Origin of the sequence: Sorangium sp. So ce327 (assembly GCF_051530205.1) — a bacterium.
In the GTDB taxonomy this organism is placed as follows: Bacteria; Myxococcota_A; Polyangia; order Polyangiales; family Polyangiaceae; genus Sorangium; species Sorangium cellulosum_B.
Genome location: NZ_CP150330.1, coordinates 11,370,884 through 11,387,513 on the forward strand (window position 1 = coordinate 11,370,884; position 16,630 = coordinate 11,387,513).

The following is a 16,630-nucleotide window of genomic DNA, read 5'->3' on the forward strand; positions in this document are numbered from 1 at the left end:
GAGGCGAGCATGAAGCAATTGTTTTCGGGTCTCACCATGATGGTTCTGGCGAGCGCGTCCGCGGGCTGCTCCTTCGCCGTGCGGAACGCCGAGATGTACCGCGACGATACGGCGGCGCTGTTCGAGACGAAGCGCGACGAGATCAGCGCTTGTTATGACGCCGAGCTCGCGCGGAACCCCGGCGCGAAGGGCAAGGTCACCGTCGGTTTCACCGTGCTCGAGGACAGCGGCCGCATCACGAACGTCGCCGTCGACCCCGCCGGCACCACCGCGTCGGACGACGTGGCGAGCTGCGTCGTGAAGTCGATCGACGGGCTCGTCCTCACCCCGCCCGATGAGAAGCAAGGCAAGGGGAAGTTCGTCTGGGAGTTCACCGTCGGGGCTCCGAAGGCGTAGCTCCGCCGCGCCGGCGGAGCCCGGCAGCTCCGCCGCGCCGTCCTCCTTGTGCCAGGCGGCCACGCCCCCTATCCTGCCGCTGTGCGGCAAGCGCGCACGGCGCTTGCGGCCGCTCGCTGCGCGCGCCGCGGGGCGGCTCATCGGGCTCCCGCCAGACAGGCTCTCTCGAGAGCTCGCGATCCCTCCGACACCCCACAGCGATGAGCGCCCGCACCCCCAAGAAAGCCCCTCCGCCCCCCTCCCCCGCCGGCGCGACGGACGACCTCACCGACGGCGACCGCGACGCCCTCCTGCGCTGGCGGCTCGCGCTCGGGCCCGAGGCCGAGCGCGTCGATCCTCGGCTCTCCCTCGGGGGGCTCGGCGGCGGGGCGTCCGCTCTTCACGTCGACCCGCGGCGGCTCGGTGACCTCGACAAGGCCCTCTCGTTCATCTACGACGAGCGCGCCGGCAACCTCGGCGGCTCGCGGCCGTACGTCCCCGAGTGGCTCTCCGCGGTGCGCGAGTTCTTCAGCCACGACATCGTCGCGCTCGTCCAGAAGGACGCCATCGAGAAGCGAGGGCTGACGCAGCTCCTCTTCGAGCCCGAGACGCTGCCCTTCCTCGAGAAGAACGTCGAGCTCGTCGCCACCCTCATGAGCGCGAAGGGCCTCATCCCCGACGCCGCCCGGGAGGCCGCCCGGCAGATCGTGCGCGAGGTCGTCGAGGAGGTGCGGCGCGCGCTGGAGTCCGAGATCCGCACCGCCGTCCTCGGCGCCCTGCGGCGGAACACGACGAGCCCGCTCCGCGTCCTCAGGAACCTCGACTGGAAGCGCACCATCCGCAAGAACCTCCGAGGATGGGACGCCGAGCGGCGCCGCCTCGTCCCGGACAAGCTCTATTTCTGGGCGAACCAGACGCGGAGACACGAGTGGGACGTCGCGATCCTCGTCGACCAGTCGGGCTCCATGGGCGAGAGCGTCGTCTACAGCTCCATCATGGCCGCGATCTTCGCGTCCCTCGACGTCCTCCGCACTCGGCTCCTCTTCTTCGACACCGAGGTCGTCGACGTGACTCCGATGCTCGTCGATCCGGTCGACGTGCTGTTCACGGCGCAGCTCGGCGGCGGCACCGACATCAACCGCGCCGTCGCCTACGCCCAGGCGAACTTCATCGAGCGCCCCGAGAAGACGCTGTTCATCCTGATCACCGACCTGTTCGAGGGCGGCAACGCCGAGGAGCTCCTCGCCCGCATGCGCCAGCTCGCCGACAGCAAGGTGAAGTCGATCTGCCTGCTCGCGCTGTCCGACAGCGGCAAACCGTCGTACGACCACGACATGGCGCAGAAGCTCGCCGCCCTCGGGACCCCGTGCTTCGGCTGCACCCCGAAGCTCCTCGTCAAGGTGGTAGAGCGGCTCATGCGAGGTCAGGACCTCGGCCCGCTGCTCGACGCCGAGGCGCGCTGAGCGCCCGGCGGGGGCACAAAGACCACGAAGGCACAGAGGACACAGAGGTTCTTTTCCTTCCTCTGCGTCGTCTGTGCCTCCGTGGCCCTCGCGCCGCAGCGCGGGGGCGGCGCGCTCTCTCGACACGCCCGGCGCCAGCGAGGGCGTCCTCGACGCCCCGCGCCGGCCCTGTCACCGCGCGCGGCGGGTCGCCTTCGCCGAGCGCTCGTCCGTCCGACGGGCGGCGGCGCGCTTCCGGGACGTGGCGCCCCGGGCAGCGGTCGCAGAGACCCGCCGACGGGCCCCGGCCGCCCGAACCACCTCTTCGAGAGAGGGTGTCTTGACCAGGAGGGGACCCGCGCTGTCCATGGCGCTGATCGAGGGGCCAACTAGGCTGATAGAAAGTTTCACTTGAACTACCGATATGTGTGGCGGACTGATCACGTCGCTCAGCGAGGGCTCATCACCTATAAACCGTTTTGATCTTTTACGCAGCGTCGCAGTGCGGAGATCACGAGCCCTGAGCGCCCGTCCGGACGTGAACTTGTCCACCCGGGAGATCCGCTCGCCTTCCGCCTCTCACGGCGGATGCACGCAGGCACCACGGAGGCACGAAGGCACGGGTCTGGGTTTGCTCCGTGCCTCCGTGTCTCCGTGGTGATCGGCGAGGGACTGCCCCCGGGTGTCGCACCGGGCGCTCTGTCACGAGCTTGTTGCACGATGCAGGCCAACGATGGCCGGATGCCGGCATCGCCGCTTTTCCCAGGGGGACCGTGAGACGCCTTTCACGGTTGAAACCACCGGTTGCAACGGTGGCGCAGCGCGACCGCATCCCTGCCCCGGCGGGCGCCAGGTGAGACGCCAGGTGAGCTCAGGAGAGCGCCTCTCAGCCGGCGGGACCGGTCAACGACGATCCAGGGCGCTCGCCCAGGGGCCCGGACGGACCAGCCGCTCGGGGCGGGAGCGGCAACGCCACCTGAAACCTCGCCCCCATGCCCGGGGCGCTCTCCACCTGGATGGTGCCGCCGTGGGCCCTCAGGATCTGGTCCACGATGTACAGGCCGACGCCCAGCCCGCCATACGAGCTGGTGGGCGCCGCCCGCTCGAAGCGCCCGAAGATGCGCGCGATGTACTCCTGAGCGATCCCGATGCCCTGATCTGCCACCTGGAGCACCGCGGACCGCCCATCCACCGAGATGCGCACCTGGATCGGCTTGCCCCGCCCGTATTTGATGGCGTTCATGAGCAGGTTGGTGATCACCTGATCGATGCGCAGGCGGTCCCACCGGCCGACCGCGGTCACCGGCATGTCCAGGTCGAGCGTACAGCCGGCCCGCTCCAGCTCGGCCTCGAGGCGGCCCGCCACGTCGCGCGCCACGTCGCACAGATCCACGTCATCGAGGCTGAGCTCGAGGTGGCCGCTGTTGATGCGCGCCACGTCGAGCAGCGTGTCGATGAGCCGCGTGAGCCGGTCGATCTGCCCGCCGGCCTGGGAGAGCTTCGCCAGCACCTGCTCCGCCGGCAGCCCGCCGTCCGCGCGGTGGAGGGCGCGGGTGAGGCCCTGGACCTGGAGCACCAGCGCGCTGAGCGGCGTCCTCAGCTCGTGCGAGGCGACCGCCACGAAATCCTCGCGGATCTGCACGGCTTCGCGCGTCATCCGCAGCAGCCGGGCGTTCTCGAGGCAGAGCGCCGCGCGCTGCGCGACGTCGAGGGCGACCGCGAAATCGGGCGGCTCGAAGCGCTCGCCCGGCTCGACCCACACCATGCTGAGCGCGCCGAGCACCTCGCCGCGCGTGACGAGCGGCACGCACAGGTAGCTGCTGGCGCCGATCTCCTGGATCACGGCGGGATCGTCGATGTCGAGCGCCACGGCGACGTCGCGCGGAGCGCACTCGACGCGCAGGTCGGGGCGGCCTGTCGTGAGCACCGCGCCGACGCCGTCCGCGGTCAAGGCGAGCTCCCGCGGGCCGAACCGCGCCATGAACCGCGCCGCGTCGCGGGCCCTGTGCGCGGCCGCGAGCCGGCGCGCGCCGCCCTCCTCCCGCATGTCGAGCACACACCAGGTGCAGACGCGCTCCGCGGAGATGCGCACGAGGGCCGCCGCGACGCTGTCCTCGTCGAGCGACGCCGAGAACGAGCTCGACGCCTCCGCGAGGATCTCCGAGCGGCGCACCGCGGCCTCGGCCTCGGCGCGGGCCGCCCGCTCGCGCGTCAGGAGGTGCAGGCGCTCCTGCTCGTGGCGCTTGCCGTCGTCGATGTCCGTGAAGCTGCCGAGCCAGGCGACCACCCGCTTCCAGACGTCCCGCTCCGGGACCGCCCGGCACAGGTGCCAGCGGTAGGCGCCGTGAATCGACCTGAGGCGACACTCGCCCTGAAAAGGCTCGCCCGACTCCAGGCAGCGCCGCCACTTGCTGACGAACTGGTTCAGATCGTTCGGGTGCACGGCGGCCTGCCAGCCCCAGCCGCGGAGCGCCTCGAACGCGAGCCCCGTGTACTCCAGCCAGCGCGAGCTCACGTAATCGATGCCGCCGTCGAGCTTCGCCGTGAAGACGCACTGCGGGATGGCGTCGGCCAGGTTCTGGTACCTCGCCTGCGCGGCGCGCCGGAGGTCCTCGACCTCGGCGTCGCGCCGCCGCTGCTCGGCCTGGCGCAGGAGCTCCGCCTGCTCCTTGATCTGCTCGCCGCGCCGGTGGAGCTCGACGAACACGGCGACCTTCGCCTGGACGACCTCCGGCTCGAGCGGCTTCAGGAGGTAGTCGACGCCGCCCACGGCGTACGCCCTGTAAATGGCCGCGAGATCGTCCGTCGCCGCCGTCAGGAAGATGATCGGCGTGTGGCGCGACCGCTCCCGCTGCTTCACGAGCGAAGCGACCTCGAAGCCGTCGATGTCCGGCAGCCGCACGTCGAGCAGGATGACCGCGAAATCCTCGGACAGGATCCTGAGGAGCGCGTCCTTCCCGCTCGCCGCGGTCACGAGGCGGTAGCTCTCGTCGACAAGGATCGCCCTGAGCGCCGTCAGGTTCTCCGGCTGATCGTCGACAAGGAGAATGCTGGTCGTCTCGGGCGGGGTGGACACGGTACGGCTCCGTGGCTCAATCCGGCCGCACCCAGTGCAGGATGGCCGACATCAGCCGCCCCTCGTCCACCGGCTTGGCCACGAAATCGTTCAGCCCGGCGTCCAGGCACTTCTGTCGATCTTCCGGCATCGCCTTGGCCGTCACCGCGATGATCGGCAGCTCGTTGAAGCGAGGATCGCTCCGGATCTCCCGCGTCGCCTCGTAGCCGTCGAGCTCGGGCATCATGATGTCCATGAGGACAACATCGATCGACGAATCGGCCTCGCGCAAGATCTCGATACCGTGCCTCGCGTTCTCGGCCAGGACCACGTGCGCCCCGCGCCGCTCGAGCAGGCTCGTGATGGCGAAGACGTTGCGCGCGTCATCGTCGATGACAAGCACGCTGCGCCCGGCGAGCGCGACCGAGGAGGAGCCGTTCGTGAGGAGCGGCGCGACCGGCTCGGGCAGCTCGGCGCGCGCCGGCCTCGTCGCCTTCGGCTCCGTCCGCTCCGCCGGCAGGTACAGGGTGAACTTGCTGCCGAGCCCGGGCGTGCTGTTCAGCGAGATCTCCCCGCCGAGCAGGCTGGCCAGCTCCCGGCTGATCGTCAGGCCGAGCCCTGTGCCGCCGTAGGTGCGGCTGGTCGACGCGTCCGCCTGCTGGAACGCGTCGAAGATGAGCGTCTGCTTCTCCGTCGGGATGCCGATCCCCGTGTCCGTGACGGCGAACGCCAGGACGGTCTTCGCCTTGACGAGCGTCTCCCGCTTGAACGTGAGCCCCTTGCTGGCCACCTCGATCTCGAGCGAGATCCGCCCGGACGACGTGAACTTGAACGCGTTGGACAGCAGGTTCTTCAGGATCTGCTGGAGCCGCTGCAGATCCGTCATGATCCCCGCGGGCACGCCGGTCGCGACCCGCACCCAGAACTCGAGCTCCTTCTGCTCGGCGATCTGCCGGAAGCTCCGCTCGACGTACTCGGCCAGCTCGGAGAGCAGCACCCGCTGGGTCTTCACGTCGATCTTGCCGGCCTCGATCTTCGACAGGTCGAGGATCTCGTTGATGAGCTGCAGGAGGTCCTGCCCCGCCGCGGCGATCGTCTTCGCGTACTCGACCTGCTTCGGCGTGAGCGTGTGCTCCTCGTTGTCCGCGAGGATCCTGGCGAGGATGAGCAGGCTGTTCAGCGGCGTGCGCAGCTCGTGCGACATGTTCGCGAGGAACTCGGACTTGTACTTCGATGTGCGCGACAGCTCCCTCGCCTTCTCCTCCAGGGAGGCGCTGGCGCGCGCGATCTCGCGGTTCTTGATCTCGAGCTCCGACGCCTTCTCCTCCAGCTCCTGCGAGCGCGAGCCGAGCTCGGTGTTGGACCGCTGGAGCTCCTGGAGCAGCTCCTCCGTCCTCATGCTGGCGCCGATCATGTTGAACACGACGCCGATCGACTGCGTGAGCTGCTCGAGGAACGTGAGGTGGATGGGCGTGAAGTTCTGGAAGCTCGCCAGCTCGATGACCGCCTTGAGGCCGCCCTCGAAGAGCACCGGCAGGACGCAGATGTTGCGGGGCGGCGCGTCGCCGAGGCCCGAGCTCACCCGGATGTAGTCGTCCGGGAGATCCGTGACGACGATGCTCTTCTTCTCCAGGCCGCACTGCCCGACGAGCCCCTCGCCCAGCGCGAACCGGTTGGAGATGCCCTTGCGCTTCTGGAACGCGTAGCTCGACGTGAGCTTGAGCGCCGGGTACTTCTCCTCGGACTCGAGCACATAGAAGGCGCCGTGCTGCGCCGACACGAGCGGCGTCACCTCGGACATGATGAGGCGAGAGAGCGCCTCGATCGTCCGCTGGCCGGCCATCATCCCGGAGAAGCGCGCCAGGTTCGTCTTCAGCCAGTCCTGCTCCTGGTTGGCGCGCGTCGTGTCCCGCAGGTTCGAGATCATCTGGTTGATGTTGTCCTTCAGCTGGAGGACCTCGCCCTGCGCCTCGACCGAGATGGCCCGCGTGAGGTCGCCCTTCGTCACGGCGGTGGCGACCTCGGCGATGGCGCGCACCTGCGTGGTGAGGTTGCCCGCGAGCTGGTTCACGTTGTCGGTGAGGTCCCTCCACGTGCCGGCCGCGCCGGGCACCTTGGCCTGGCCGCCGAGCTTGCCCTCGATGCCGACCTCGCGCGCGACCGTGGTCACCTGCTCGGCGAACACGCGGAGCGTGTAGGTCATGTCGTTGATGGTGTCCGCCAGCGACGCGATCTCGCCCTTGGCCTCCAGGGCGAGCTTCTGGCGGAGATCGCCGTTCGCGACCGCGGTCACGACCTTGGCGATGCCGCGCACCTGCGAGGTGAGGTTCGAGGCCATGACGTTGACGTTCTCCGTCAGGTCCTTCCACGTGCCGGAGACCCCCGGCACCTGCGCCTGGCCGCCGAGCTTGCCCTCGGTGCCTACCTCGCGCGCGACGCGCGTCACCTCCGCGGCGAACGCGCGCAGCTGATCGACCATCTTGTTGATGGTGTCCTTCAGCTCGAGGATCTCCCCCTTCGCCTCGACCGTGATCTTCTGGGACAGGTCGCCGCTCGCGACCGCCTTCGTGACGAGGGCGATGTTGCGCACCTGGTTCGTCAGGTTGCCCGCGAGCTGGTTCACGTTGTCGGTGAGGTCCTTCCACGTGCCGGCGACGCCCGGCACCTGCGCCTGGCCGCCGAGCTTGCCGTCCGTGCCTACCTCGCGCGCGACGCGCGTCACCTCCGCGGCGAACGCGCGCAGCTGATCGACCATCTTGTTGATGGTGTCCTTCAGCTCGAGGATCTCCCCCTTCGCCTCGACCGCGATCTTCTGGGACAGGTCGCCGCTCGCGACCGCCTTCGTGACGAGGGCGATGTTGCGCACCTGGTTCGTCAGGTTGCCCGCGAGGACATTCACGTTGTCGGTGAGGTCCTTCCACGTCCCGCTGACGCCGCGCACCTCCGCCTGCGCGCCCAGCTTGCCCTCCGTGCCTACCTCGCGCGCCACGCGCGTCACCTCCGACGCGAACGCGCGCAGCTGCTCCACCATCTTGTTGATGGTGTCCTTCAGCTCGAGGATCTCCCCCTTCGCCTCGGCGGTGATCTTCTGAGAGAGATCGCCCTTGGCGACGGCCGTCGTGACGAGGGCGATGTTGCGCACCTGGTTCGTCAGGTTGCCGGCGAGCTGGTTCACGTTGTCGGTGAGGTCCTTCCACGTGCCGGCGACGCCCGGCACCTGCGCCTGACCGCCGAGCTTGCCGTCCGTGCCTACCTCGCGCGCGACGCGCGTCACCTCCGCGGCGAACGTCCGGAGCTGCTCCACCATCTTGTTGATGGTGTTCTTCAGCTCGAGGATCTCCCCCTTCGCCTCGACCGTGATCTGCTTCGACAGGTCGCCGTTCGCCACCGCCGTCGTCACGACCGCGATGTTGCGCACCTGGTTCGTCAGGTTGCCCGCGAGGACATTCACGTTGTCCGTGAGGTCCTTCCACGTCCCGCTGACGCCGCGCACCTCCGCCTGCGCGCCCAGCTTGCCCTCCGTGCCTACCTCGCGCGCCACGCGCGTCACCTCCGACGCGAACGCGCGCAGCTGCTCCACCATCTTGTTGATGGTGTTCTTCAGCTCGAGGATCTCCCCCTTCGCCTCGACCGTGATCTGCTTCGACAGGTCGCCGTTCGCCACCGCCGTCGTCACGACCGCGATGTTGCGCACCTGGTTCGTCAGGTTGCCCGCGAGGACATTCACGTTGTCCGTGAGGTCCTTCCACGTCCCGCTGACGCCGCGCACCTCCGCCTGCGCGCCCAGCTTGCCCTCCGTGCCTACCTCGCGCGCCACGCGCGTCACCTCCGACGCGAACGCGCGCAGCTGCTCCACCATCTTGTTGATGGTGTTCTTCAGCTCGAGGATCTCCCCCTTCGCCTCGACCGTGATCTGCTTCGACAGGTCGCCGTTCGCCACCGCCGTCGTCACGACCGCGATGTTGCGCACCTGGTTCGTCAGGTTGCCCGCGAGGACATTCACGTTGTCCGTGAGGTCCTTCCACGTCCCGCTGACGCCCTGCACCTCCGCCTGCGCGCCCAGCTTGCCCTCGGTGCCTACCTCGCGCGCAACGCGCGTGATCTCCGAGCCGACGGTCTGCAGCTGCTGGACGACGTCGTTCACCTCATCGGCGATCTGACCGATCGTCCCGGGCACCTCGCCGATGCCGACGCGCGCGGAGAAGTTGCCGGCCTTCACCGCCTTGAGCACCTCCAGCACGGCCTGGAGCTGCATCTCCCGCACATCCAGGTGGCTCCCGTTGGCGCCGCGCTTGCGGGGCGGCGGCTTCTTCTTGCTCGCTCCGCTCCCGTGCTTGTCCTTCGAGGTCGCCGCGATGTTGTTCGATTGCATGACCACCTTCCTGACGACGATAGCGCGCCTGGAGTGCTAGTTCCCGTTTCAGGTGTTCAGGCCTCGTCGACGCCGGGGAGCTCGGCGTCATGAGACCCTGGAGGACGGCCGTCACGGCTTGCCGCGGCGCAACACTTCTGCGACCTGCCGCTGGAGACGAGCATGCTCGATATCGCGAGCACGGCGCTCGAGCGCGCGTCGCATGCGAGAGCTTAGCTCATCGGAGCGGAAAGGTTTGGAGAGGTAGTCGGAGGCGCCGACGCGGAGGGCGCGCATCCCGGTCTCCACGGAGCCGAACGCCGTGATCGCGATGATCGCCAGCGACGGGTCGTGCTCCTTGGCCCGCGCGATCAGCTCGATGCCGTCCATCCCCGGCATGCGGATGTCGGTGATCAGCAGGTCGAAATCCCCCGACGGCAGCAGACCGAGGCCCGACATCGCATCGGCCACGTGCGTTGCTTGGTAGCCGTGGTCCTTGGCGATGTCAACGACGAACCGGCCGAGATCATCGTCGTCTTCGACAACCAACACGCTCGGTGAGCTCAGACTCATGCTTTCTGCCCTTCCTCTCCACCCCCTCGACTGGCCCCTCTACTCGACTCCGAGCTCGCCTCTGAGCTCGCTTCCACGCTCGCCGGTGAACCGGACGCGATCGCGGGTAGCGTGACACGGAAGCGCGCCCCGCCTGTCGACGAAGCGGCGGCCTCCACCGAGCCGCCGGCTTCCTCGACGATGCCACGGACGATCGCGAGCCCGAGCCCGCTCCCGCCGCCGGCCGCCTTCGTCGTGAAGAACGGGTCGAAGATCTGCTGCAGATCCTCGGCGGGGATCCCCGGCCCCGCGTCGGCGACCTCGAAGCACACGACGGCAGAGCCCGCTGGGCCATCACACTCGGGCAGGATGCGCACCGCGAGCTCGCCGCCGCGGCCCTGGGCCTCGACGGCGTTCAAGCACAGATTGAACACGACCTGAAACAGACGATCGGAGTCGAGGGCGACGCGCGCCCTCGCGGCGCCCTCGCACACGACGCTCGGCTCGATGCCGCGCCTCCTGCACTCCGGGCCGAGGAAAGCGACCACATCGTCGATGACGCGCCGGAGATCGCTGTCCGCCCGCTGCGGTCTCGGCGGCCGAGCGAGGGAGACGAGGCGAGAGACGACGCGCGTGATCCGCTCGGATTGCCGCGCGATGGTCTCCAGCTCGGCGCGCAGGTGCTCCGGGCAGCCGGGCAGGTCGGCCGCGCGGCGCGCGCGGCCATGGATCACGTTCAGCGGCGATCCGATCTCGTGGCCGAGCGAGGTCGCCACCTGCCCGGCGGCGGCGAGCGCCTGCGCCTGCTGCAGCTTGCGCTCCCCGTTCACCCGCGCCGCCTCCTCCCGCACGGCGCGCTCCCGCGCCTCGCGGAGAGAGCAGGTCATCGTGTTGAAGGCGCTCGCCAGACGAGAGAGCTCCTCCGCGCCGCGCTCGGGCACGGCCGCGTCCAGATCGCCGCTCGCGACGCGCTCGGCCCCGGCGAGGATGGCCCGCGCCGGGAGCGCGACCGTGAAGCGCCCGACGAGCCCGGCGACGACCGCGCTGACCAGCAGCAGCACGACACCGGTCACCGCGAGCCCGTGATTCAACGCATTCTCCAGCACCTCGGCGTAGTGATGATCGCGCACCAGGACGGCGACCAGGGGCTGATTGGCGCTGCTCGGCTGGATGGAGACCGTGCGGAGCAGCACGGGCTGCCCGACCAGGCTGGCGACCTCCTCGATGTCGCCTCCTTCACGGAACGCCCGGCGCGCGAGCTGCCCGAGGCGCTCCGCTTCGCGCTCGACTCCCTTCGTGATGAAGATCGCCTCACCTTCCCTGGTGAACGCGGCGATGCCAAGGATGCGCTCGGCGCTCGCGAAGTGCTCCGCCCGCCGCCGGACGAGCGCGAGGTCCCTGCGCTGCAGCGCGCTCTCGACGAACGCCTGAAGCAGGGTGGCGTAGTTGCGGAGCTCCGCCGTGGCCTCCTCCCGCAGGACCTGCTTGCGGTGCGCCGACGCGAAGATGCCATACAGCAGGATGGCCATCGCGATGGGGAGGACGAGAGACAACCAGAACTGGTGCGCGAGCCTCATCCCCCCCGGTCGGCGCTGGTGCTGCAGGTTCATACGGCGATCCACCGCGACCCCCAGGGGACGCCTTCGTGCTAACGCTTCGCGTTATAGCGAGGCGCGTCTTCGTGTATTTGGCGAGCTCATCCGCGTCGTTCGGCTCGCGCCGCGTACTTTCGTACGCCTCACTCGCCGGCCTAACGGCTGAGCTCGTATCCCACGAATCTGCACCCTATTTTGTCAGCCACCGAGATGCGAAGCCCTCGAATTACATCACCATTCCACCTGAGCGGCAAGCGCAACCTCGCGATCGACACGAGCGCTGCTCTCGCTACCTCGCCACACGAGCGCTCGGCGTCAGGTATTGCCTGAGCGCTGCTCAGGACCGGGCGGACTCCTTCGTGACATCCGTCACGCGACCTGCGTGGATGCTACGTGGATGACGCCCGCGCGCGCTTCGCCGCCGGTGCGGCCCGCGCCGCCCGTGCGGCGCGCTTCGCCCCCCCGCCGCGCGCCGCGCTCACCGCGAGCCGCTCTCCCCACCGCGAGATGGCCTGCGCCACCTCGCCGAATCCCCGGCCGGCGTCGGTCAGCTCGTACTCCACGCGCACGGGGGGCCCCGGCAGGACGCGCCGCACCACGAGGCCCAGCGCCTCGAGCTCCTTCAGCCGGCTGGAGAGCATCCGATCGCTGATCGCGTCGAGCCGCTCGCCGATCTCGCCGAAGCGCAGCGCCCCCTCCTCGAGCGTCGCAATGATGAGCCCGTTCCAGGGCTTCGCGAGCACGTCCATCGCGACCTGAAACTTCTCACAGAGGTGCTGGCACGCGTGCTTCATGTGTCGTCCCAGACACCAGAATGACCTATCCACTTCCAAAAGGGAAGTGACTTGACATCGTGCAGTGCAGATTCATGATGCCCGCCGAACGGATGCCACTTCCCTTTCGGAAGCTACATCTTCTTTGCAAGGAGAATCGATCGTGACCACCGCCAAAGACCTGCTCTTCAGCCCCTTCGCGCTCGGCCCCCTCTCGCTGCCGAACCGCGTCGTGATGGCGCCGCTGACGCGCTGCCGCGCGGGAGAGGGCAACGTGCCGACCGAGCTCAACGCGCGGTACTACGAGCAGCGCTCCTCTGCGGGCATCATCATCACCGAGGGGACGCAGGTCACGCCGGAGGGCGTGGGATATCTCCGCACACCCGGCATCCACACGGACGCGCAGGTCGCCGGGTGGCGGCTCGTGACGGACGCGATCCACCGGGCGGGGGGGCGCGGCTTCCTTCAGCTCTGGCACGTCGGGCGGGCGTCGCACCCCTCGTTCCAGCCGAACCGGCAGGCGCCCGTCTCGTCCTCGGCCGTCGCCATCCGCAACGGCCACGCGTACACGCCCGAGGGCCCGCAGCCGTACGCCGCCCCGCGCGCCCTGGAGACGGGCGAGATCGCCGGCGTGGTCGCGCAGTTCGAGGACGGGGCGCGCCGGGCCAAGGCCGCCGGCTTCGATGGAGTCGAGATCCACGCGGCGAACGGCTACCTCATCGACCAGTTCCTCCGGAACGGCGTGAACCAGAGGACGGATCGGTACGGCGGCTCGGTCGAGAACCGGGCGCGGTTCCTGCTCGAGATCACCGAGGCCGTGACGGGGGTGTTCGGCGCCGACCGGGTCGGCGTGCGGATCTCGCCGCTGGGCGAGTTCAACGACATGAGCGACTCCGATCCGAGGGCGATCTTCGGCCACGTCGCCGCCGAGCTCTCGGCGCGCAAGGTCGTCTACCTGCACGTCGTGGAGCCGCTCTCGGGGCAGGCGCTCGACGCCGCGGCGCGGGTGACGCCCCTCCTCCGCGATCGGTTCCGCGGCGCCCTCGTCGTGAACGGCGGCTACACGCTGGAGACCGCGGAGGAAGCGCTGCGGACCGGCGCGGCGGATCTCGTCTCCTTCGGCGCGCCCTTCCTGGCCAACCCCGATCTTCCGGAGCGCCTGTCGCGCCGCGCGCCGCTCAACGCGCCCGACGTCGCGACCTTCTACTCCGAGGGCCCGCGCGGCTACATCGACTACCCGCGCCTCGGCGAGGCCGCGGTGGGGCGCGCCGGCGCCGGCGCACAGCTGGCCTGACGGCTGAGGGCCCGAGGGCCTGATCCCACGATCCGATGGCCTGATCCGGCGGAGGCGGGCGGAGGCAGCAAAGAGCTCCCGCGCCGCCGCCCGTGATAGCCTTCCAGGCCGATGCCGGCCGCCCATCCGCTGCTCCCGAACGACGAGATCCCCACGGCGCCGCGCCCGGCGCGCTCGCCCGCGGAGGCGCCGTGAGCGCGGCCCCGGGCGACGTGAAGCGCATCGGGGCCGGCGAGCTCCGGGCGTTCATCCAGGACGCGGGAGAGCTCAAGAAGGGCACGCTGCTCTACGACGGCGGGCAGCTCCTGAACCTCGCGCGCTACGAGAACAAGCTGTTCTGCGACGCCAAGGGCTCGGGGGCCTCGCCTTACAAGGTGTCGCTCGTCTACAGCGACGCGCCGGCGCCCGCGTTCAAGGGGCGCTGCTCCTGCCCGGCGCGGACCTTCAACACCGCGTTCTGCAAGCACGCGGCGGCGCTGCTCGTCGCGTGGGCGCGCGCGCCCGAGTCGTTCGCCGTGAGCGAGGCGCCGCCGCCCGGCGCGCCGGGCGGCGACACCGCGCGCAAGAGCGTGAAGAAGGGCAGCGCGGACGCGCAGGCCATGATGAAGTCCGGCGTCGAGCAGGTCGGCACGCTCGTGCGCGAGCTCGGCGTGTCCGGCGTCGCGACGATCGGGGGCGACCGCATCGAGCAGATGGAGAAGCTCGCCGAGGCGCTCCGGGAGAACCGCCTCCGGCGCCTCTCGGCGCGCACGCTCGACCTCGCCGCGCTGCTCCGCGGGCAGGCCGCAGGGGGCCGGCAGGCCCGGGGCGCCCCCCGCGGCGCGCTGCCGGCCGTCGCCTACGCGAACGTGATGGCCGATCTCCTGCTCACCGCCCGCAAGCTCGAGAAGCACCTCGCGGGCGAGCCGCTCGACGACCGCCACGTCGAGGAGCTCGTCGGCAAGACGTGGAAGGCGTCCGACAGGAAGCCCGCAGGGGACCTCACGCTCGTCGAGTACGCCTTCTCGACGCGGACGACGAGCGACGATTTCGTCATCCGGGAGAGCCGCTTCATCGACCTCGAGTCGGGCCGCCACGTCAGCGAGAAGCAGATCCTCCCCGTGTTCCTGGCGAAGCGGACCGAGCCGAAGCGGAGCTTCGCCGGCGAGGTGCTCGCCGGGGCGCGGGCGACGACCTACCCGGGCTACCCGCCGCTCCGCGTCGACTTCAGCGATCTCGGCGACAAGCGCCCGCTCGACGCCGGCGCCCTCGAGGCCGTGCTCGCGCGGGCGCTGCCCGACGTCGGCGCGGCGCTCGCGGCGCTCCAGGAGCACCGCAAGGACGTCTTCGCGCCCGACCTCGTGCCCGTGGCGGTGCTCACCGACACGCTCTTCGCGCGCGGCGCGCGGCTCGCGGCGGTCGACGACAAGGGGGAGGCGCTCCACCTGCCCGACGACCCGGCGCTCGAGGAGCGGCTCGCCGGCTCGCTCCGCGACGCGCGGCTCCGCGCGCTGCTCGGGGACGTCGGCATCGACGCCGCGCTGCCCACGCTGTGGCCGCTCGCCGCCGTCGTCGAGGGGCCGCTCGGCCTGGAGCTGCGCCCTGTCCTGGATCAGGGGCTCGCCGCGCGGGGCGGGCCGCTCGAGGGCTCCGCGTGGAACGCCGCCGCCCGCGAGGCGGGCGCGTCGCCCGCGGCCATCGCGCTCGGCGAGGTCCGCGAGGAGCTCGCCGAGGCGCTCGTCACGGGCCTGACAGGGCTCAGCGCGCGCGCGACGGACCCGCTGGCCGCGCGGCTGCGCGACCTCCGCCTCGAGAAGCAGGCCGCGCTGCTCCAGGCGCTGCCGCAGCGGCCCGAGCCGGCCGATCGGCTCGACGACTTCATCAAGCTCTACCAGGTGCTCGAGATGGCGCTCGTCCGCCTGGCCGGCGCGACGCAGATCGACCGCGCCTCGACCGAGCGCGTGCCGACCTACGAGAGCGTCGCCGTGGCGCGGCCCGACGAGACGCTCTCCCCGGACGAGGTGGCGCGGCGGCGCGCGGCGGGCGCGATGAACCGCTACGTCGCCGCGGTCCACCACGCGCGCTACTACGCGTCGCTGCCGGCGAGCGAGCTCGTGGCGAGCATCTTCCCGATCTGGGCGGACGGCACCGCGACGCCGACCATCGCGAGGACGTTCGCGCCGCTCGGGGCCGAGGCGATCGCCGCCGCGGAGAAGGCGCTCACGGTGAAGGCGGGCCGCGTGGCGAAGCTGACGGCGGTGCGGGTGCTGCAGGCGGTCGTGCTGCACGGCGGCCCGGCCCGCGCCGAGGCCACGGCGATGCTCGGCAAGGTCGCGGAGCACGCGAAGGACGCGGGCCTGCGGGCGCTCGCCCGCGACGCGCTCGACGTGATCGACGTCACGCACGCGGCGCCGTCGGGCGGGCCGGGGAACGACGCGGTGCGCGCCCGGCGCGCCGCGCGGCTCGGGCGCGTGCACGAGCTCGCGAAGACGCTGGGCGCCGCGCCGACCAAGGAGGAGCGGCTCGAGGCGCTGAAGGCGCTCTCGGAGCTCGGCGATCTCGCCGCGCTGCCGGCGTTCCGCCGCGCGTTCTACGCGGACGCCTCCCGCGACGTGCGCGAGGAGGCCGCCTACGCGCTCGCGCAGCTCGGCGACGTCGAGATGGTCGAGACCTTCGTGCGGATGCTGGCGAGCCGCGGCGTGGACGAGCGGGAGGCGAAGATCGCCGCGTACGCGCTCGGCTTCCTCGGCGACGTCCGCGGGCTGAGCGAGCTGCTCTCGGCCTACGCCGACGGCTACAAGCCCGGCATCGTGGCGGACGCGATCCGCGCGTTCGGCCCCGTGGCGCTCACGCCGCTCGTGGACCTCATCGAGGCGCGGCCGGAGCTCGCGAAGCGCGCGGCGGCGCTCGACGCGCTGAAGAAGATGGACGACACCGCGGTGGCGGCCTGCCTCGTCGAGCGGATCGAGGCGCGGCGCGGCGACGCCGATCTCGCCGACAAGGCGCCGCTCTACCTCAAGCTCGCGGACGTGCACGCGCACAGCCGGCGCGAGGTCGCGACGGCGCTCATCTCGGCGCTCTCGAGCGCCCCCGGCAAGGAGGCGCAGGCGGCCGTCAAGGCGGCGCAGAAGGCGCTCGGCGTCGTCAAGCGCAGCAAGTAGCGCGGTGTCTCCCGGAGAGCGTGAGCGCGCGCGCCGCGCGGGGCGCTCCTCGC

The 16,630-nt window shown here is 70.7% G+C and carries 8 protein-coding genes and 1 pseudogene; 4 read left to right on the top strand and 5 right to left on the bottom strand.

Features of this window, described 5'->3' with window-relative positions:
- The first annotated feature begins 9 nt into the window (after positions 1 to 9).
- Positions 10 to 396, top strand: coding sequence for an AgmX/PglI C-terminal domain-containing protein (locus tag WME95_RS42655; protein ID WP_437904993.1), 387 nt, complete (start codon positions 10 to 12; stop codon positions 394 to 396).
- A gap of 200 nt (positions 397 to 596) precedes the next feature.
- Positions 597 to 1,838 carry a VWA domain-containing protein gene (locus WME95_RS42660; protein WP_437904994.1) on the top strand — a complete coding sequence of 414 codons (1,242 nt, stop codon included), beginning with the start codon at positions 597 to 599 and terminating at the stop codon, positions 1,836 to 1,838.
- A gap of 865 nt (positions 1,839 to 2,703) precedes the next feature.
- Here the strand turns inward: WME95_RS42660 and WME95_RS42665 are convergent.
- The 5 genes and pseudogenes from WME95_RS42665 to WME95_RS42685 form a co-directional block, all read right to left on the bottom strand.
- On the bottom strand, positions 2,704 to 4,893 hold the full coding sequence (locus WME95_RS42665) for an ATP-binding protein (protein ID WP_437904995.1): 2,190 nt from the start codon (positions 4,891 to 4,893) through the stop codon (positions 2,704 to 2,706).
- A gap of 16 nt (positions 4,894 to 4,909) precedes the next feature.
- Positions 4,910 to 9,124 (bottom strand): annotated as a pseudogene (locus WME95_RS42670) (HAMP domain-containing protein); the annotation flags it as partial.
- A 231-nt stretch (positions 9,125 to 9,355) separates the two neighbouring features.
- Complete coding sequence (locus tag WME95_RS42675) at positions 9,356 to 9,796, bottom strand: response regulator (protein WP_437904996.1); 441 nt, start codon at positions 9,794 to 9,796, stop codon at positions 9,356 to 9,358.
- Positions 9,793 to 11,385: an ATP-binding protein gene (locus tag WME95_RS42680; RefSeq protein WP_437904997.1), complete on the bottom strand. Its 1,593-nt coding sequence runs from the start codon at positions 11,383 to 11,385 to the stop codon at positions 9,793 to 9,795. Before WME95_RS42680 ends, WME95_RS42675 begins: the two co-directional genes overlap by 4 nt.
- 374 nt (positions 11,386 to 11,759) lie before the next feature.
- The gene (locus WME95_RS42685) at positions 11,760 to 12,164 is read right to left on the bottom strand and encodes a winged helix-turn-helix transcriptional regulator (RefSeq protein ID WP_437546281.1); all 405 of its coding nucleotides are present in this window, start codon (positions 12,162 to 12,164) and stop codon (positions 11,760 to 11,762) included.
- Between the two features lie 142 nt (positions 12,165 to 12,306).
- On the opposite strand from WME95_RS42685, the gene WME95_RS42690 reads away from it, so the two are divergent.
- Positions 12,307 to 13,437 carry an alkene reductase gene (locus WME95_RS42690; protein WP_437904998.1) on the top strand — a complete coding sequence of 377 codons (1,131 nt, stop codon included), beginning with the start codon at positions 12,307 to 12,309 and terminating at the stop codon, positions 13,435 to 13,437.
- Positions 13,438 to 13,628: 191 nt separating this feature from the next.
- Entirely contained in the window at positions 13,629 to 16,577 is a 2,949-nt protein-coding gene (locus WME95_RS42695) for a HEAT repeat domain-containing protein (RefSeq protein WP_437904999.1), read from the top strand.
- The last annotated feature ends 53 nt before the right edge of the window (positions 16,578 to 16,630 follow it).

Excerpts from the sequence above, each read along its gene's own strand:
- WME95_RS42655 (WP_437904993.1), top strand. The coding sequence starts at position 10 with ATGAAGCAATTGTTTTCGGGTCTCACCATGATGGTTCTGGCGAGCGCG.
- WME95_RS42685 (WP_437546281.1), bottom strand. The coding sequence starts at position 12,164 with ATGAAGCACGCGTGCCAGCACCTCTGTGAGAAGTTTCAGGTCGCGATG.
- WME95_RS42680 (WP_437904997.1), bottom strand. The coding sequence starts at position 11,385 with ATGAACCTGCAGCACCAGCGCCGACCGGGGGGGATGAGGCTCGCGCAC.
- WME95_RS42675 (WP_437904996.1), bottom strand. The coding sequence starts at position 9,796 with ATGAGTCTGAGCTCACCGAGCGTGTTGGTTGTCGAAGACGACGATGAT.
- WME95_RS42660 (WP_437904994.1), top strand. The coding sequence starts at position 597 with ATGAGCGCCCGCACCCCCAAGAAAGCCCCTCCGCCCCCCTCCCCCGCC.